Source organism: Staphylococcus sp. FSL K6-0223, assembly GCF_038008285.1.
This window is the reverse complement of sequence record NZ_JBBOYX010000001.1, coordinates 1,339,663-1,359,468: the sequence shown is the minus strand read 5'-3', so window position 1 is coordinate 1,359,468 and position 19,806 is coordinate 1,339,663. Positions and strand designations below refer to the sequence as shown.

Annotated in this window: 18 protein-coding genes; 11 read left to right on the top strand and 7 right to left on the bottom strand. The window is 30.0% G+C overall.

The window, feature by feature from the left end:
- Nucleotides 1-22 precede the first annotated feature (22 nt).
- The 10 genes from MHI13_RS06750 (at nucleotide 23) to MHI13_RS06705 (ending at nucleotide 11,481) form a co-directional block, all read left to right on the top strand.
- Nucleotides 23-1,432 carry an anthranilate synthase component I gene (locus MHI13_RS06750; protein ID WP_017174686.1) on the top strand — a complete coding sequence of 470 codons (1,410 nt, stop codon included), beginning with the start codon at nucleotides 23-25 and terminating at the stop codon, nucleotides 1,430-1,432.
- Entirely contained in the window at nucleotides 1,429-2,058 is a 630-nt protein-coding gene (locus MHI13_RS06745; RefSeq protein WP_017174687.1) for an anthranilate synthase component II, read from the top strand. The genes MHI13_RS06750 and MHI13_RS06745 overlap by 4 nt, the downstream gene beginning before the upstream one ends.
- Entirely contained in the window at nucleotides 2,003-3,007 is a 1,005-nt protein-coding gene (gene trpD, locus MHI13_RS06740) for an anthranilate phosphoribosyltransferase (RefSeq protein ID WP_176719191.1), read from the top strand. Before MHI13_RS06745 ends, trpD begins: the two co-directional genes overlap by 56 nt.
- 2 nt (nucleotides 3,008-3,009) lie before the next feature.
- Nucleotides 3,010-3,789 (top strand): indole-3-glycerol phosphate synthase TrpC, encoded by a 780-nt coding sequence (gene trpC / locus MHI13_RS06735; protein ID WP_017174689.1) that lies wholly within the window; start codon nucleotides 3,010-3,012, stop codon nucleotides 3,787-3,789.
- Nucleotides 3,786-4,445: a phosphoribosylanthranilate isomerase gene (locus tag MHI13_RS06730; protein WP_048681664.1), complete on the top strand. Its 660-nt coding sequence runs from the start codon at nucleotides 3,786-3,788 to the stop codon at nucleotides 4,443-4,445. The genes trpC and MHI13_RS06730 overlap by 4 nt, the downstream gene beginning before the upstream one ends.
- Nucleotides 4,417-5,631, top strand: coding sequence for a tryptophan synthase subunit beta (gene trpB / locus MHI13_RS06725; RefSeq protein ID WP_070548577.1), 1,215 nt, complete (start codon nucleotides 4,417-4,419; stop codon nucleotides 5,629-5,631). The genes MHI13_RS06730 and trpB overlap by 29 nt, the downstream gene beginning before the upstream one ends.
- A complete protein-coding gene (gene trpA, locus MHI13_RS06720; RefSeq protein ID WP_017174692.1) occupies nucleotides 5,624-6,358 on the top strand; it encodes a tryptophan synthase subunit alpha in 735 nt (244 codons plus the stop codon). The genes trpB and trpA overlap by 8 nt, the downstream gene beginning before the upstream one ends.
- A 346-nt stretch (nucleotides 6,359-6,704) precedes the next feature.
- Nucleotides 6,705-7,967: an aminoacyltransferase gene (locus tag MHI13_RS06715; RefSeq protein ID WP_070548575.1), complete on the top strand. Its 1,263-nt coding sequence runs from the start codon at nucleotides 6,705-6,707 to the stop codon at nucleotides 7,965-7,967.
- An 18-nt stretch (nucleotides 7,968-7,985) separates the two neighbouring features.
- On the top strand, nucleotides 7,986-9,245 hold the full coding sequence (locus tag MHI13_RS06710) for an aminoacyltransferase (protein ID WP_017174694.1): 1,260 nt from the start codon (nucleotides 7,986-7,988) through the stop codon (nucleotides 9,243-9,245).
- Between the two features lie 1,222 nt (nucleotides 9,246-10,467).
- Nucleotides 10,468-11,481 (top strand): siderophore ABC transporter substrate-binding protein, encoded by a 1,014-nt coding sequence (locus MHI13_RS06705; protein ID WP_017174695.1) that lies wholly within the window; start codon nucleotides 10,468-10,470, stop codon nucleotides 11,479-11,481.
- Between the two features lie 78 nt (nucleotides 11,482-11,559).
- Here the strand turns inward: MHI13_RS06705 and MHI13_RS06700 are convergent, their stop codons facing one another.
- On the bottom strand, nucleotides 11,560-11,904 hold the full coding sequence (locus tag MHI13_RS06700) for a membrane protein (RefSeq protein WP_017174696.1): 345 nt from the start codon (nucleotides 11,902-11,904) through the stop codon (nucleotides 11,560-11,562).
- A 167-nt stretch (nucleotides 11,905-12,071) separates the two neighbouring features.
- On the opposite strand from MHI13_RS06700, the gene pepF reads away from it, so the two are divergent.
- On the top strand, nucleotides 12,072-13,880 hold the full coding sequence (pepF, locus tag MHI13_RS06695; RefSeq protein WP_017174697.1) for an oligoendopeptidase F: 1,809 nt from the start codon (nucleotides 12,072-12,074) through the stop codon (nucleotides 13,878-13,880).
- Between the two features lie 99 nt (nucleotides 13,881-13,979).
- Here pepF and phoU read toward each other — a convergent pair whose 3' ends face one another.
- From phoU to cvfB, 6 genes are all read right to left on the bottom strand, one after another.
- On the bottom strand, nucleotides 13,980-14,630 hold the full coding sequence (gene phoU / locus MHI13_RS06690) for a phosphate signaling complex protein PhoU (protein WP_017174698.1): 651 nt from the start codon (nucleotides 14,628-14,630) through the stop codon (nucleotides 13,980-13,982).
- Between the two features lie 6 nt (nucleotides 14,631-14,636).
- Nucleotides 14,637-15,563: a phosphate ABC transporter ATP-binding protein PstB gene (pstB, locus tag MHI13_RS06685; protein ID WP_017174699.1), complete on the bottom strand. Its 927-nt coding sequence runs from the start codon at nucleotides 15,561-15,563 to the stop codon at nucleotides 14,637-14,639.
- Nucleotides 15,564-15,640: 77 nt separating this feature from the next.
- Nucleotides 15,641-16,561 (bottom strand): phosphate ABC transporter permease PstA, encoded by a 921-nt coding sequence (gene pstA / locus MHI13_RS06680; RefSeq protein ID WP_017174700.1) that lies wholly within the window; start codon nucleotides 16,559-16,561, stop codon nucleotides 15,641-15,643.
- 1 nt (nucleotide 16,562) lies between these two features.
- Nucleotides 16,563-17,489: a phosphate ABC transporter permease subunit PstC gene (gene pstC, locus MHI13_RS06675; RefSeq protein ID WP_017174701.1), complete on the bottom strand. Its 927-nt coding sequence runs from the start codon at nucleotides 17,487-17,489 to the stop codon at nucleotides 16,563-16,565.
- A 187-nt stretch (nucleotides 17,490-17,676) separates the two neighbouring features.
- On the bottom strand, nucleotides 17,677-18,627 hold the full coding sequence (locus MHI13_RS06670) for a PstS family phosphate ABC transporter substrate-binding protein (protein ID WP_017174702.1): 951 nt from the start codon (nucleotides 18,625-18,627) through the stop codon (nucleotides 17,677-17,679).
- A 233-nt stretch (nucleotides 18,628-18,860) separates the two neighbouring features.
- Complete coding sequence (cvfB, locus tag MHI13_RS06665) at nucleotides 18,861-19,757, bottom strand: RNA-binding virulence regulatory protein CvfB (RefSeq protein ID WP_017174703.1); 897 nt, start codon at nucleotides 19,755-19,757, stop codon at nucleotides 18,861-18,863.
- Nucleotides 19,758-19,806 lie beyond the last annotated feature (49 nt).

Sequence of the window (19,806 nt, the reverse complement as noted above, 5' to 3'; positions counted from 1 at the left end):
TTTGAGAAAGGATTAAAGCTTAATGAAACTATATTATGAAATACTTAGAGCAAATATTACACCCGAAGTTTTAGGAAAGTTAAAGAAAAATAAGATTATTTTAGAAAGTACCAGTCAAAAGCAGATTAAAGGTAGATATTCTATTGTAGCATTCGAAAGCTATGGTTCTGTTGTGTTAAATAATGACTTACTAAAGATAAAAACAAAAAAACAAAATGTTGAAATTACTGAAAAGTCTTATGAATATTTAAAAGATTATATCAATCAATTTAATATTCAGATTACAGATGAAAAATTAAAACATTTACCATTTGTATCTGGCTTTATTGGTACGTGTAGTTTTGACTTAGTAAGACATGAATTTCCAATTTTAAAACAGCAATCTATACAAGAAATTAAGGATAGCAATGATATTGAATTTCACATGATAGAAGATGTATATGTATTTGATCATTATAAAGATGAATTATATGTTATTGCTACAAATCAATTTTCAGAAGTAGAACAGAAAGATTTAGAAAAAAGAGTAAAAGATAGAATAAAGGAACTATCTCAAATTAAAGCTTATACAGATGATTATATTCGTCCTCCTACGCCTTCAAATATCATACCAAATGTATCAGATGATGAATTTATAAATACTATAAAGCAATTGAAAAAGCTTATAAAAGAAGGCGATATGTTTCAAGTTGTACCATCTAGAATATATAGCTACAATCATCATTTTAAAAATAATACATTGCAATTAAGTTATCAATTATACCAAAACTTAAAAAGACGTAATCCAAGTCCATATATGTACTATATTAATATGAATACACAAATTATTATAGGCAGTTCTCCAGAGAGTTTTGTAGCTGTACAAGATGGAACGGTTATTACGAATCCAATCGCTGGAACAATTAAAAGAGGTAAAACCATAAAAGAAGATAAACAAAATGCAGAGCAATTATTGAGTGATGAAAAGGAATTAAGCGAACATCGAATGCTTGTTGATTTAGGCAGAAATGATCTACATAGAGTCAGTAGAACCGGTAGTTCAAAAATTACAAAATTAATGGAAATTGAAAAATATGAGCATGTCATGCATATTGTAAGCGAAGTAAAAGGTGAGATTAAGCAAAAATTATCTCCTATGACAGTAATTGCTAATTTATTACCTACAGGAACTGTTTCAGGAGCTCCAAAACTTAGAGCAATTAGGCGTATATATGAGACATATCCATATAAACGTGGACTATATAGTGGGGGTGTAGGCTACATTAATTGTAATCAGAATTTAGATTTTGCTTTAGCAATAAGAACAATGTTAATTGATGATACTACCGTGAAAGTCGAAGCAGGGTGTGGGGTGGTTTATGATTCAGTACCAGAAAAAGAATTAGAAGAAACATTATTAAAAGCAAAAAGTTTATTGGAGGTAACACCATGATTTTAATCATTGATAATTATGATTCATTTACATATAACTTAGTTGATATAGTAAGTCAATTAGATGATGTCATTGTTAAATATCCGGACGATAAAGATGTGCTTAACTACGTTAACCAAAGTGATGGTCTCATCATATCTCCAGGACCTGGTCATCCTTTAGATAGTAACCATCTATTGAATATTATTGAAAGGTATAAATCTTTACCGATATTAGGCGTATGTTTAGGTGCACAAGCAATAACATGCTATTACGGTGGCCGTGTTATTCAAGGCGAAAAAGTCATGCACGGTAAAGTCGATATATTAACAGTTATTCAACATACTAAATTATATAACAACTTAGCAAATCAATTTAATATAATGCGTTACCATTCATTAATAAGTGATGAAATCTCTTTTCCATCACAATTAATAATTACTGGAAGGACAAAAGATTGCATTCAATCTTATGAGACAAAAAATGGATTACATTTTGGTATTCAATATCATCCCGAGTCGTTTGCAACAGACCAAGGACAACAAATAATTAAAAATTTTATCGATATCGTAAAGGAAAGAGGTAAATATGATGACCTTAACATTACTCAACCAAATTCAAAGTCATGCAACACTCTCACAACATGAAACTACTGAATTTATTCAATATCTCATCAATCCAGAATGTCATACTCAAGATAAAGTAAAGTTATTACAAGCTTTCACAAATAAGTCGATACAACAAAAAGAATTAACTTATATAGTGAAAAGTCTTATTCATACGATGTATTCAACTCAACCTGAATACAAAGGAAGTATATGCGTTTGTGGAACAGGAGGAGATAAATCAAATAGTTTCAATATTTCAACGACAGTATCATTTGTAGTAGCAAGCGCAGATGTTCCAGTCATTAAACATGGAAATAAAAGCATTACATCTAATTCTGGAAGTACCGATTTATTACAACAATTACACATTCCTACTACGAAAGTAGCAAATGTAGCCAAACAAGTATCTAAAACACATTTAGCATTTATCAGCGCTATGGAATCTTATCCAATTATGAAATACATTCAACCTATTAGAAAACGTATTCATGAACCAACTATTTTCAATATTGTCGGACCATTAATCAATCCTTTTAAATTAGATTATCAAGTAATGGGGGTCTACGATGCTTCCCAATTACCCATGATTATTAAAACTATGAAAGATTTAGGACGACGAAGAGGCATCGTACTTCATGGCGCGAATAGAATGGATGAAGCAACGTTATCTGGGGATAACGAAATATATGAATTACATGAAGATGGGGCTATTTCACATTATGTTTTAAATGCACGAGATTATGGCATAGCTCATGCAAATAATATAGAACTTCAAGGTGGCACACCTGAAGAAAATAAAAACATTACCATTGACATATTAAGTGGAAAAGATCATTCCCCTAAAAGAAATGTCGTAGTGCTGAATGCAGCATTAGCCTTATATATATCAAATAGAGTGGATAGTATTAAAAAGGGCGTTGATTTAGCAAAATATTTAATTGATAGTGGCAAAGCTTTAAAACAATGTCAGTTGATGAAAGGGGAATAAAATTGACAATATTAGATGAGATTGTACAGTATAAAAAACAGTTACTAAACGATGGGTATTATACAGATAAAATAAAACATATTAAAAAAGTTGATGTATCTTATAAGTCAGCTCTAGAAACCACTTTGAAAAGGGAATCAACATTGAGTATTATTGCAGAAATAAAATCTAAAAGTCCTTCTGTAAAAGCATTCAAGGACATTAACTTAGAGCATCAAATTGCTAAATATGAAAATCATGGAGCAAGTGCTATTTCAATTTTAACCGATGAAAAATATTTTGGAGGAAGTTTTGAACGTCTACAAACGTTAACACAACTCACACATTTACCAGTATTATGTAAGGATTTTATCATTGATCCGCTTCAAATTGATCTTGCTAAGAGAGCCGGAGCTTCTATTATTTTATTAATAGTAAATATTTTAACCAATGATACACTTCAGTCTTTATATCATTATGCAATATCTCAAAACTTAGAAGTCTTAGTTGAAGTTCATAACAAAGAAGAGTTAGAACGCGCTTATCAAATTAAACCTAAAATCATTGGTATAAATAATAGAGATTTAAAAACATTTATTACTAAAGTAGAACATACTAATGACATTTTGGAAATGAAAAAAGAAGGTTATTACTATATTTCTGAAAGTGGTATTACAACTTTAAATGATGTAAAAAAAATTGTAAGTAGTGGCATAGACGGATTACTTGTGGGAGGAGCTTTAATGAATAGTAATAATATATCATCGTTATTACCTTCATTAAAACTAAATAAAGAGAAATGAATATACTAAAATTTTGTGGTTTTAAAACAAAAAGTGATATTTTAAAAGCCAATTCCTTAGACATAGATATGATAGGTTTTATTCATTATCCAAAAAGTAAACGTCATTTAAATATAGAACAAATTAACTATTTAAATCAATTTGTAGCAAAGCACATTCATCGAGTTATAGTTGTTGTGAATCCTACATATAAAGAATTAAATACATTGTTGCAACAAACCAATGTGAACGGCATTCAATTTCATGGTAATGAAACAATTGAATTAATCCAAAAAGTTAAATTAAATTTTAAGAATATTAAGATAATTAAAGCGTTGCCGGCTACAGAAAACTTGAATAGAGATATGAATCAATATAAGCCATGGGTAGATTTATTTATTATTGATACCCCTTCAATTCAATTTGGTGGTACTGGTCAAACGTTTAATTGGAAAATATTAGAATCAGTAAGCCAAGACATTCCTTATCTTATTGCAGGAGGAATAAATATAAGTGCTATTCAACAGATTGAAAAGCTGGATTTATCACATAAAGGCTATGATATATCCAGTGGTATAGAGACAAATGAATGCAAGGATAAATTGAAAATGGAAACAATTATAAATTACGTTAAAGGGAGCTTAGAATATGAAACAGATACAAACGGAAGCAAATGAACTAGGTTTTTTTGGTGAGTATGGAGGACAATATGTACCGGAAACATTAATGCCAGCTATCATTGAATTAAAGAGAGCGTATAAAAAAGCAAAAAATGATCCTAAATTCCAACAAAAGATAGCATATTATTTAAAGGATTATGTTGGGAGAGAAACACCCTTAACTTATGCGAAATCATATACAGAAACATTAGGTGGGGCTAAAATTTATTTAAAAAGAGAAGATTTAAATCATACTGGTGCCCACAAAATCAATAATGCCATAGGTCAAGCATTGCTCGCTAAACGAATGGGCAAAAATAAACTTGTTGCAGAAACGGGAGCTGGACAACATGGAGTTGCAAGTGCCACAGTGGCTGCATTATTTGATATGGAACTGATTGTTTTTATGGGAAGAGAAGACATCAAAAGACAACAACTTAATGTATTTAGAATGGAATTATTAGGAGCTAAAGTTGAAGCTGTGGATGAAGGTCAAGGAACTTTATCTGACGCAGTTAATAAAGCGCTACAGTATTGGGTAAGTCACGTGGAAGATACACATTATTTATTAGGATCAGCTTTAGGGCCGGATCCTTTTCCAACGATGGTTAGAGATTTTCAGAGTGTAATTGGTCAAGAAATAAAATCACAAATATTAGAGAAAGAACATCGTTTGCCAGATGCAGTAGTTGCTTGTGTAGGAGGAGGTTCTAATGCAATAGGAACATTTTATCCTTTTATCGAAGATGATGTGAAATTATACGGTGTGGAGGCAGCTGGCAGAGGTAAGGATACTAATCAACATGCACTTGCGATAGGGAAAGGAAAGGCTGGTGTGCTTCATGGATCAAAAATGTATTTAATCCAAGATGAACATGGACAAATTGAATTGGCACATTCTATCTCAGCAGGATTAGATTATCCAGGTATTGGACCTGAACATTCATATTATCATGATATTGGAAGAGTAACCTATGAATGTGCTAGCGATGAAGAAGCAATGGAAGCACTTGTCCGCTTCACCAAAATAGAAGGTATTATCCCCGCTATAGAAAGTGCACATGCATTAAGTTATGTAGAAAAATTAGCACCTAAAATGAAACAAAACGATATATTAGTAGTGACAATATCTGGACGCGGAGATAAAGATATGGAAACGATTCAACAATATATACAACAGAGAAAAGAGGATAAAAATGAGTAAATTATTTATTCCTTACATCATGGGTAATAGACAATTTTTAGAAAATGTAAAATTACTTGATAAAAGTGGAGCAGATATTATAGAAATTGGTGTTCCATTTTCAGATCCTGTAGCTGATGGACCCATCATTATGAAAGCTGGTCATGAAGCACTTAAAGATCATATAACAATCGACTATATATTTGATGAGTTAGATAAACATCAAAATGAAATTAATTGTAAATGTGTTCTAATGACATACTATAATGTTATTTTAAGTTATGGAGAAAAAGCCTTTTTTAAAAAATGCGATGATATTGGTGTTTATGGAGTAATTATTCCAGATTTACCATTTGAATTAATAGAACAATTAAAACAACAATTAAATCATAATAGAGTAGTAAAAATAATTTCATTAATAGCAATGACGACAGATATAAATCGTATACAAAATATAGCAAAACATGCCGAAGGATTTATCTATACTGTAACGATGAATGCTACTACTGGAGAAGATGGAACGTTTCATCCAAAGCTTAAAGACCAGATAAAAATGATTAAATCTTTTACATCTCTCCCAGTTGTAGCAGGATTTGGAATAAGAACTACAGACCATATAAAAGATTTGGTAAAAGATGTAGATGGTGTTGTTATTGGAAGTGAAATCGTTCGAAGATTTCAAAATGATGACTTAAGTCAAACAGGAGAATACTTAAGGGAGATTAGACAAACTTTAGATAATGGTTAGCATAGTATAAAATAAAAATTATTTAGAGTATTCATAGCATGAAATACTTAAGAATTAGTAGCAATGTAGTATTAATTGATTTAAAATGAAATTAGATATGAATTTAAGAGCTGAAAAAGAATGATTTTCAGCTCTTATTATTTGGAGAAGATAGAAGAAGCCAAGAATTTAAGAGCATTTAGGTTAATTGGAAGTATATACAGGTTTATATTTTAGTTTTAACCTTATCTAGTGTATACTTATTGAGATTAGACCGATGCGTATTCACAACATATACATAAGCTAAAATTTTAAAATTAGTCAACTCAAATTAAATAAAGATTCTAAATTAGGAGTTATAGAGATAATGAAGTTTACAAATTTAACAGCTACAGAATTTGGCGATTTTACTGAAAAAATGCCATATAGCCATTTTACACAAATGACTGAAAATTATGAGTTAAAAGTTGCCGAGAAAACTGAAACTCATTTAGTAGGAATTAAAAATAAAGATAATGAAGTCATTGCTGCTTGTATGCTAACTGCTGTACCCGTTATGAAAATTTTTAAATATTTTTATTCAAATCGTGGTCCAGTCATTGATTATGAAAACAAAGAGCTCGTTCACTTTTTCTTTAACGAATTAAGTAAATATTTAAAACAGCAACGTTGTTTATACGTACGTATAGACCCTTATTTGCCTTATCAATATCGTAATCATGATGGTGATATTACAGGGAATGCTGGGAATGATTGGTTCTTTGATAAAATGAAGCAATTAGGATATCAACACGAAGGGTTTACAACAGGATTTGATCCAATATTACAAATTCGGTTCCATTCAGTTTTAAATTTAAAGGATAAAACTGCTAAAGATGTATTAAATGGAATGGATAGTTTACGAAAAAGAAATACTAAAAAAGTCAAAAAAAATGGTGTTAAAGTAAGATTTCTTACTAAAGAAGAATTACCTATTTTCAGATCATTTATGGAAGATACATCAGAGACTAAAGAATTTTCTGATAGAGAGGATAGTTTCTACTATAATCGATTTGATCATTTTAAAGATAGAGTATTAGTACCTCTCGCATATATAAAATTTGATGAATATCTTGAAGAACTTCATGCAGAACGTCAGACATTAAATAAAGACTTAAACAAAGCTCTAAAAGATATTGAAAAACGACCAGATAACAAAAAAGCACAAAATAAAAAAATAAATTTAGAACAGCAATTAAAAGCAAATGAGCAAAAAATTGATGAAGCAACACAACTTCAATTAGAACACGGTAACGAATTACCAATATCTGCTGGATTCTTCTTTATTAATCCATTTGAAGTTGTATATTATGCAGGTGGAACGTCAAATAAATATAGACACTTCGCTGGAAGTTATGCAGTTCAATGGACTATGATTAATTATGCAATTGATCATGACATTGACCGTTATAATTTTTATGGGATTAGTGGTCATTTTACAGATGATGCTGAAGATGCAGGTGTTGTGAAATTTAAAAAGGGATTTAATGCAGATGTAATTGAATATGTTGGTGATTTCGTTAAACCTATAAATAAACCAATGTATTCACTATATACAATACTTAAAAAAATTAAAAAAAGATTGAATTAAGAGGGGAATAGTGCGAATATGAAATTTACAGAGTTAACAGTTAAAGAATATGAAACCTTCGTACAAAATCCATCATTAGAGAGTCATTACTTCCAAGTTACTGAAAATATAAAAACTAGAGAAAATGACGGATTTGAAGTTGTGTTATTAGGTGTAAAAGATGAAAGTAATAAAGTGATTGCTGCAAGTCTTTTCTCAAAAATTCCAACTATGGGAAGTTATGTATACTATTCAAATCGTGGACCAGTGATGGATTATTCCGATTTAGGTCTTGTTGATTTTTACCTACGAGAATTAGAAAAATACCTACACCAACATCAATGTTTATATGTAAAACTTGATCCATATTGGATTTATCAAATTTATGATAAAGATATCAATTCGGTAGAAGGTCACGAAAAAAATGATGCTTTAGTTAATTTATTTAAATCACATGGTTACGAACATCATGGTTTCACTACGAAATATGATCGCTCTAGTCAAGTGAGATGGATGGGCGTAAATTATCTAAAAGGTGAAACACCTGCATCATTGAAAAAGCAGTTTGATAGTCAACGTAAAAGAAATATAAATAAAGCGATAAACTATGGAGTAAAAGTAAGATTTCTTAAAAGAGATGAACTAAATATTTTCTTAGACTTGTATCGTGAAACAGAAGCACGTACTGGTTTTGTATCAAAAACAGATGAATATTTTTATAATTTTATAGATACATACGGCGATAAAGCATTAGTGCCATTAGCATATATTGATTTAGATGACTATATTAAATCATTGCAAACCTCTTTAAATGATAAAGAAACGCGTCGTGATCAAATGATGTCTAAAGAAAATAAAAGTGACAAACAGCTGAAAAAAATTGCTGAATTAGATAAACAAATAGAACACGACCAAAAAGAACTCTTACATGCAAGTGAATTACGTCAAACTGATGGACAAATTTTAAACTTAGCTTCTGGAGTATACTTTGCAAATGCTTATGAAGTAAACTATTTCTCAGGTGGCTCATCAGAAAAATACAATAATTATATGGGACCATATATGATGCATTGGTTCATGATGAATTATTGCTTTGATCATGGATATGATCGATATAATTTTTATGGTTTATCTGGTGATTTTACTGAAAATAGTGAAGATTATGGTGTTTATCGCTTTAAAAGAGGGTTTAATGTGTATATCGAGGAGTTAATTGGGGATTTCTATAAACCAATTAATAAACCTAAATATTGGCTATTTAAAACATTGAATCGTATACGTAAGAAGATTAAAAAATAACAATTAGAATAAAAAGCATATTGGCAATCTTGCCAGTATGCTTTTTTATAATTAGTGATAGAGACTAATTATAAATAGTGTAGGTAAATTCTAAGTTGTAAATACAAGTTGCATCCTACAAATTAATAATAGCATATCAATTATTTTTATCAATGATACACCAAAAGAAATTTATTTTTAATATTTTATAATAAATGAAATTTATAGTGTTTTATAATTTGAATAATAAATACATAGTTATGATATCATTAAATAACTAATCTAATTGGAATCATTCCGCTTTAGATTGTTTTGAGAAATAATTAAGAATGATTGTATGAATCGTAATGCCAATATCCATGATTCAATACTTTAGATAATGATTACCGAACTGTAGAAAAAATAACTTTAAATAAATACTACTAAAATTAGAATGCATGAGCATATGTAAACGAGTTAAGGTATATATTAAAACTTTAAATATGTTAAAAAGCTTAAATTGAAGATATTCATATAAAAATACAGATTTCGACAATTTAGTTTACATAATATATATTATAGGAAGTTGTATATATAACGATCAGGGGACCTATTCTATTTTAATGACACTTCAATGATATATTTTAGTTATCATTCTTTGGTTAACATTGATCTATCTAAAATGATTGACTTAGTTATAATTTGTTATGATAAAAATCAACTACATTATATGTATTATATATAATGTAGAAAATACTAATATGAATTTAGTGTTCGATATTTGTGACATAATTTATTTTGATAATTAATATAGTAATGAATCAATTATTGAATGCTTAGCTAGTTTACATAATGCAAGATACTATATGAATTTGCAGATAAATAATTTATATCTTTTGTTCTACCTTATCAATTTAAAGATTATCGGTGATATTGGAACCATTATTTCTAATAACAATTATTTCAAAGAAAGACTTTAATATCATAAAAAGTGATCCATTCTTATAAGTTTGACTATCGTCTCGTCTATTAACACGATTTTACTAAATATACCTTTCCAGTATTATGAGCAACATACCCCTTTTAAAATCATCAAATAAGTCAATAAGGCTACTTATTTTAAGTCTAATATACATGTTAAAGAAATCACCAACAATATAAAAGGAATATGTAATATTTTAGGTAAAATAAGATAATAAAATGTAAATATTTAATTGATAATGATTATCATTTTCTATTATAATACTTTCTAGGAGGTTAGAAAATGCAAAAATCATTTAAATATATTCTATTAATTTTATCAGTTATTTTAATCTTATCAGCATGTGATAAGCAATCGGATTCAAATTCTTCATCTAGTAAAGATACCATTACAGTAAAAAATACATATGAATTTAAGGATAAGAATCATACACATAGTAGAGGCAAAAATAAAACAGAAACAGTTAAAGTACCAGTTAATCCGAAACGTGTAGCAGTACTAGATTATGGCGCGTTAGATATTATGCAGCAAATGGGACTTCAAGACAAAATAGTTTCTATTGCTAAAGGACAAGGTGCTTCATTTTTGCCTTCTTCCCTTTCGGAATTTAAAAACAGTAAATATACAAATCTAGGCAATCCAGGAAGACCTAATTATGATGAATTAGCTAAATCAAAACCTAATGTTATCTTTGCTTCATTTAGACAAGCACATACGAAAACAATAGATGAAATGAAAAAAGCGGCGCCTAATGCTAAGATTTTATTTGTTAGTCCCGATAATGATAATTATATTTCATCAATTAAAGAACATACGACATTGTTTGGTAAAATTTTCAAAAAAGAAGAAAAAGCAAAAGCACTTAATCATAAATTAAGTGAAGAAGTGAAAGAGGCTAAAAAAGTAATTAATAAAGATACCGTATTACTTTTAAATGTTGATGATAAAGGCATTAGTGCCTTCGGACCAACTGGTAGATTTGGAGGCTTCTTAAATAAAGATTTAGGAATTAACCACGCTGATCCTAAAATGAAAGCAAATTCAGCTGGTAATATAGTTACTAATGAGTATTTAAATAAAATTAATCCTGATAAATTGTTTGTAATTAATCGAACTAAAAATGCGGATGACAAAACGTTACCTTCTGCTTTGAATAATCAAGTGATAAAAGATATGAAAGCAATAAAAAATCACCAAGTCTATCAATTTGAAGCTAATGCTTGGTATTTTAGTGAAGGAGGCATTGAAACAACTATTCATCAATTAAACAAAATTGAAAAAGCCTTTAAAAAATAATCCTTTTATACACTATTAAAAATATAAATGGGAGTGGGATAACGAATTCAAAATGAATTCTATCCTACTCCCTTATATTTATCTTCTATCACGACGACGATACATGTACTCGTCGTTATCATATTTTTTCATCTCTTTTTCCAATTGCTTTTCTTTACGTTCTCGGCGCCATCCTCTTGTAAAATACCATAAAAGGAAACTAATCATTAAACTGATAATGGCAAGAAAAGCGGCATAGCCTAATAAAGGCTGGAACGTTATATTATAAAAATTAGGAATAAAGAAAGCTAATACTGCTAAAACAACGAAGGTAATTACTGCTGCTGAAAACCATTTTTTCAGTACCAATGTACAAAAGACAGTTAATACCATCATTGCTAGGATTGTGATCCAAAGATAATTTGGCATATCAAATATCGTCATAAAAAACGCCTCAACTTTTATATTTTATAATATGTAATATACAATACTTTTATAAATAATTATACCTTCTTAATTATTAAAATGACTCAGACTAAAGGCTTAAAACTGAGTTTACAAATAATATTATGTATAATATATATGAGAATAACTATTTAGGAGTGAATAAAATGAACACAGGCTTACCACTCAGAAAACATGTTCCAGATAATGAAAAATGGAATTTAGAAGATTTATTTACGAATGATGAAGCATTTTATAATACTTTAAATGATGTATTAGAGAAATCCGCTCAATTTAATCAAAAATATAAAAATAATTTATCAGAAACTAAAATTATTCTAGATGCACTTAAAGAATATGAAGACTTACTTATACAATTTGATCGATTAGGTAATTATGCTGAACTTAGATTAAGTGTTGATACTACAAATGAATTAGCGCAAACATTAAATGCCAAACTATCAACATCTTATGGTAAGATATCTAGTTTATTATCATTTGTTGAATCTGAAATAATGATACTCTCTGATGATAAATTAAAAGAGCTAAAAGAGCAGTTCAATAGTCCTCATTATCTAGAAAAATTAATAAAACGTAAACCTTATCAATTATCTTCAGAAGTTGAAGAAGTGCTTGCCAGTTTGTCGCCTACTTTTCAAAGTGCTTATGAACTCTATGGAACAACTAAAATGCTTGATATTGCGTTTGAATCGTTTGAACATAATCATGAAATGTATCCTTTAGATTATGCAACTTTTGAAAATGAGTATGAAGACAGTTCAGATCCAGAGTTTAGACGTAAAAGTTTCGAAGCTTTTAGTAATGCATTGCGTAAATATCAACACACAACAGCTGCAACATATAATCAACATGTACAACAAGAAAAAATTGAGGCTAATTTAAGAGGCTATGATTCTGTTATAGATTATTTACTACAAGAACAAGAAGTTACACGTGAAATGTATGATAGACAAATTGATGTCATCATGAGTGATTTAGCACCTGTGATGCAAAAATATGCTAAAATACTGCAAAGAATTCATAACTTAGATAAAATGCGATTTGAAGATTTAAAAATATCAGTTGATCCTAGTTATGAACCAGATATTTCAATAGAAGACTCAAAACAATATATTCACGGTGCTTTAGGTGTTTTAGGCGATGACTATATTAAAATGGTTGATAATGCTTATAATCATCAATGGATTGATTTTGCTCAAAATAAAGGTAAAGATACTGGTGCGTATTGTGCTAGCCCTTATTTTACGCATTCATATGTATTTATTTCATGGACAGGTAAAATGGCAGAAACTTTCGTATTAGCGCATGAATTGGGTCACGCTGGTCATTTTACATTGTCACAAAAACATCAACATTTATTAGATTCAGAAGCATCTATGTATTTTGTAGAAGCACCTTCTACAATGAATGAAATGCTGATGGCAAACTACTTATTTAGTAATAGTAATGATGCACGGTTTAAACGATGGGTGATTGGCTCAATTATATCTCGCACATATTATCATAATATGGTCACGCATTTACTGGAAGCAGCATATCAAAGAGAAGTATACAAAAAAGTTGATAACGGTGAATCTTTAACAGCACCCGTTCTTAATAAGTTAATGAGAAACGTTTATGAACAATTCTTTGGTGATGCGGTTGAACTTACTGATGGAATGGAATTAACGTGGATGAGACAACCACATTATTATATGGGATTATATTCATATACGTATTCAGCTGGATTAACTATTGGCACAGTGGTCTCTCAAAAAATTAAAAAAGAAGGACAAAAAGCAGTCGATGCATGGTTAGAAACGTTAAAAGCTGGAGGAAGTAAAAATCCAGTTGAACTTGCAAAAGTAGCAGGCGTTGATATAACAACAAATGCCCCACTTAAATCTACTATTGCGTATATTTCAGAATTAGTAGATGAAGTAGAAACACTTACAAATGAAATTGAACATAATTAATATATTATAAAGGAGTGAGACACGATTCAAAATGAATCGTGTCTCACTCCTTTACTTTGATTTTTTTAGTTTGAATAAAACTATCAACGATAAAGTAGTTTAACGATCATATTTATCAAAATGTTCACCAGTAAAGTAATAATAAATACTTTCTGCTATATTTCTTACATGATCCCCTACTCTTTCTAAGTTACGTGCAGCTAAATGCGCTTGACCAGCTACAAATGGATCATTATCAATTAGATAAGTTGTGTTAACAATATTCACGTATAAATCATCAATATCTTTATCACGTTCGATAATTTCTTTAATCAATGTTAAATCTTCACTTTTAACAGCAGTATTTAAGTCTTCTAACATTAATAATGCAAGTTTACCCATTGTTTTTAAACGTGTTAAGACATAATGATCTGTAATTTTTACTCTTAGTCGAATATGAGCGATATTTGCAGCATTATCCCCCATTCTTTCAAAATCAGTAGAAATTTTTAAAGCTGCCATCATCATTCTTAAATCAGTAGCAATTGGTTGTTGTTTCGTAATTAACATGATTACTTGTTCGTTAATGTCATAATCAAATTTGTTAATTTCTTTATCTTTTTCAATGACGTGTCTAGCAAAGTTTCTATCATCTTCACTTAATGATTCAATAGCATTGTTAACATTTGAATAAACACGAAGACCAAGACGACGAAGTTCTTTAATTAAATCGTCCAATTGGCCTTCATATTTTTGTCTAATAATTTTCATTAAGCATTAACCAAAACGACCAGAAATATAATCTTCTGTTTGTTTGTCTGAAGGATTAGAGAAGATTTTATCAGTATCGTCATATTCATTTACATAACCATTAAGGAAGAATGCTGTTTTATCAGAAACACGTGCAGCTTGTTGCATGTTGTGTGTAACCATAATGATAGAATAATTTTCTTTTAATTCTTGAACCAGTTCTTCAACTCTTAAAGTAGAGATAGGATCTAATGCTGATGTAGGTTCATCCATTAAAATAACATCTGGTTCAATTGCTAAACATCTAGCAATACAAACACGTTGTTGTTGTCCCCCAGATAATCCATACGCATTTGTATGTAATCTGTCTTTTAATTCATCCCAAATTGCAGCACCACGTAATGACTTTTCAACAATTTCATCAAGTAATTTTTTATCTTTAATACCATGGATTTTTGGACCATAAGTAATATTATCATAAATTGATTTAGGAAATGGATTTGGTTGTTGGAATACCATTCCTACATTCGTTCTTAATTTTTCTTTTGAATAGTTGTTATCAAAAATATTTTGTTCTCTGTATAAAATTTTACCAGCAGTTTTAACTGATGGTACTAATTCAACCATACGATTTAATGTTTTAATATACGTTGATTTACCACAACCAGAAGGACCGATAATAGCAGTGACATTATTTTCTAAGATATCTAAATTGATGTTTTGTAAAGCATGATTTTCACCATACCATAAATCTAAATTTTGAGTTGAATAAACTACTTTTCTTTCACTGTCAGGTTTAATATTTTTTTTATTTTCGCTATTAGTTGTTACAATTGTTGTCTTTTGAGACTGATTGTCGTTTGTTGGATGAGTGTGATTTGAGTGTTGATCAACAACATCATTTGTATGTTGTTCAATGTTCTTTTTCTTTTCATCTACGTTGATTTTTGCCATATATAAAACTCCTTTTATTTTAAGAGAGAAAGCAGAAATCTTTCTCTCTATCCCAAATAACTTTAATAATAAAATGCTTAATATTTTCTAGAAAATTTATTACGTAAGAAAATTGCTAAACCGTTCATTAATAATAAGATAACAAGTAATACGATAATACCTGCTGAAGCCACGTTTTGGAATTCAGCTTGTGGCATTTTAGCCCAAGTATAAATTTGAGTTGGTAAAGCAGTAAACATTGAGAATAAACCAGATGGTACTGCTAAGAAAATAGTTGGAATACCGATTAAGATTAATGGTGCTGTTTCACCTAATGCACGTGAAAGTGATAAAATAAATCCCGTTAAAATACCAGGTAAAGCAGCGGGTAAAACCACTTTTCTAATTGTTTGCCATTTATTTCCACCTAGACCATAAGATGCTTCTCTTACAGAATTAGGTACGGCACGAATCGCTTCCTGGCTTGAAACGATAATAATCGGTAAGATAAGTAATGACATTGTTAAAGCAGCAGCGATAACAGTATTTCCTAAAGATAATGATTCAATACCAGCGCCACGTACAAATAATGTTAATCCTAATAAACCAAATACAATTGAAGGCACACCAGCTAAGTTAGAAATACAAATTTTAACGAAACTTGTAAACATATTATCGCGTGCGTATTCTTCAAGATAAATTGCTGTACCAACACCTAAGATAATAGAGATTGGGATGATAGTAATCATTAACCATAATGTACCAGCTAATGCGCCTTTAATCCCAGCTTGTGATGGTGTTGAAGATGAGAAACTTGTAAAGAATTCAGGTGTTAAATGTCCTACACCTTTTACAAGTGTTTGAATCAGTAATGCGGCAAGAACGATTAAAGCAAATACAATACATGCAAAGAATAGCCATTTATTAAGACTATTTTTTTTATCGCGACTAGATAGGTTTTTTTCGACTTTACTTTTGTCAACTAAACCTTTAGTTCTTGGATCAGTCGTTGCTGTCATATTAATACTCCTCTCTATAACGCTTAGAAATCCAGTATGAAATTAAGTTCATAATTAATGTGAAAATGAATAATGTGAAGCCAACTGCATAAATACTATAGTAAATATCTGAACCGAATGTCGCATCACCTGTAGCAATTTCAACAATATAACCTGTCATTGTTTGAATAGAACTTGTTAATGTTAAAGATGATGTCGGTGAACTACCTGCAGCTAATGATACGATCATTGTTTCACCAATAGCACGAGAAATACCAAGTACAATTGAAGCAATTACACCAGAAGCGGCAGCTGGTAATACGACTTTAGTTGCAACTTCAAATTTAGTTGAACCTAAACCAAAAGCACCTTCACGCATTTTATTAGGTACAGAAGCCATTGCATCTTCACTCATACTTGTAATAATTGGAACAATCATTATTCCAACCACGATACCAGGACTGATAGAGTTAAAACTATCGAGTTGAGGTATAAATGTTCTTAATAAAGGTGTTACAAAAGTTAAAGCAAAGAAACCGAATACGATAGTTGGAATGCCAGCTAAGATTTCAAGAATAGGTTTAATAATACGTCTTGCTTTATCGCTTGCATATTCACTTAAGTAGATTGCAGCGCCTAATCCGATAGGAACAGCTACTAAAGTACCAATGAAAGTAATTTTTAAAGTACCAAGAATTAATGCCCAAATACCATATTTAGGGTCAGAACTTGTAGGATTCCAATCTTTAGTAAAAAGAAACTCAGTAATTGAAACACGTGTAAAGAATGTGATTGTTTCAGTGATTAATGTAAATAATATACCGATAGTTGTTAAAATAGAGATGGCAGCAATAATTCCTAAAATAATTGGCACGATTTTATCAGAAAATCCACCTTTTTTAGCGTTATTTTTAGCTATCATCTCTCTAACATTAGTGTTAGAAGCCATATATAACCCTCTCTTTTTATTTCTCCCAATAGATTTTAAAAAAAGAGCAGGAAATTATCAGGTAACGAATGAGTTCAAATTAATTTAAAACACTTTAACAATCACCCATGTATATATCCTGAACAACTCATGTAAATGAATGTTACATGAGTTGTTAATTCCCAGCCCTTTATATTAATAATGATTATTATTTGTCAGAATCTTTTTTGTATTTATCTAATTCTTTAATTTCATCTTTATAAACTTTGCTTGGTGAAGCAACGTATCCAGCATCTTCAGCTGATTTACCTTTGTCATCTAAAGTGAATTTCAAGAATTCTCTCATAACATCATTATCTTCTAATGATTTTTCTTTAACATATAAGAATAATGGTCTACTTAAAGGATAAGAACCATCTTGGATAGTCTTTTTAGTAGGTTCTACAGATTTACCATCGTCACCTTTAATTTTAACTTCTTTTAATTTATCTTTATTTTGTTTATAGAAGTTATAACCGAAGTAACCAATACTTTCTTTGTTTTTCTCAACTGATTGAACGATAACGTTAGTATCTCCATTTTTTTGAGCTTTGATATCTTGTTTATCCATAACTTCTTCTTCCCAGAAGTCATAAGTACCATGACTTGAGTTTGGAGAGAAAGCTTTGATTTCTTTGTTAGGCCAGCTAGAATCTACATCTTTCCAAGTTTTAGCTTCGCCACTGTAGATTTTTTTCAATTGATCTTTAGATAATTCTTTTACAAAGTCATTATCTTTATTAACAGCAACAGTTACACCATCTTGTGCAATTTTAAATTCTTTATATTTAATGTTTTTGTCTTCTAATTTTTGTTTTTCTTCATCTTTGATAGGTCTAGAAGCTTGTGAGAAGTCAGTTTCACCAGCGATGAATTTTTCAAAACCAGCACCAGTACCTGCTTGACCAGATGAAATAGTTGCGCTTGGATGATCTTTAGACCATTTTTCATTTAATTTTTCAACGATTGGAGCAACAGTAGATGAACCTTCACCTTTTGCAGAACCTTTAAGGTCTTTTCCATCTCCTGAACCACTGCCGCCACTATTTCCACCGCCACATGCGCCTAAAAGAACAGTAGCACCTAAAACAGTTGTACCAACTAATTGCCATTTCTTCATTAAAACATCCTCCTAATTATAGATAACCCAAAATGTTATATGTATTTCTTACAATGCTTATATTACATACCTTTTGTTAATATAAAATAGAGTAATTGTAAATATTTTGTTAATTTATAAAAAACTTATGTTTTATATAAATAAAATCCATAAAAAAACCACTGAAAGTGTGACCTTTCAATGGTTTTAAACTATCTATATAATATGGAAGAAACTCGATTTTCATGAACTCATTATTCTTGAATAAGACTTTTACCTTTTTTAGTTAATGTGATTTTTCCAGTTTCAATATTTATAATTTTTCTTTTATATAAATGACCAATTGCACGTTTAAATGAACCTTTACTCATGTTAAATACTTCTTTAATTGCTTCCGGACTTGATTTATCCCAAAATGGAAGTTCTCCATCATACTCTACTAACAAATCAAAGATAACTTGACCATCCTCATCTAAACGTTCATGTGCGAGGGGTAAGAATGAACCGTTCAATTCACCTTTTTCATTATGTCCGATAATACGTACTTCTACAGCTTCGCCTAATCTTGGCTCATGTTTACGTTCAGACTCATGTACAAACACTTTGTAACCATCCTCAGTTAATAAAAAAGTCCCGATACGTAATAAACGATATGGTCTTGCTTTTAATACTTGATTTTGCATATCATCATTAGATACAGGTGTAAACATTTTTTCCACAATTGTTTCACTAGCTAAACGTGCGAACATTTGATGATTTCTATCGATTCTTAATGTGACTAATACATAATCTCCTGATTGAGGCCATAACGATTTAACTTTAGGTAAATCTTCCCATGGAATAAGCACCTCTCTTGGTAAACCAACATCTACTCTTGCACCATCTCTATCTGTTTTTAATACTTTTGCAAAATCATATTTATCTTTTGTAATGTCAGGCATATTTTGAGTAGCAAATAATTCACCTGAACGGTTTGGATAAATGAAGAAACTGTATTCTTCTCCAATTTCGAATTCATCTTCCTCATTGATTTCTGACTGATTTAACTTCACTTGTTCACCATTTGGACCTTTTAATAAATAAGTAGAGCCTTCCAATCCAAGAACTTCTAGAAATTCAATTGAACCAACGATATCTTTGTCTAATGCCATAGTTGTCTCCTTTAAGCAGTTTATTTCTAAGTATTATAACATGAGTTTT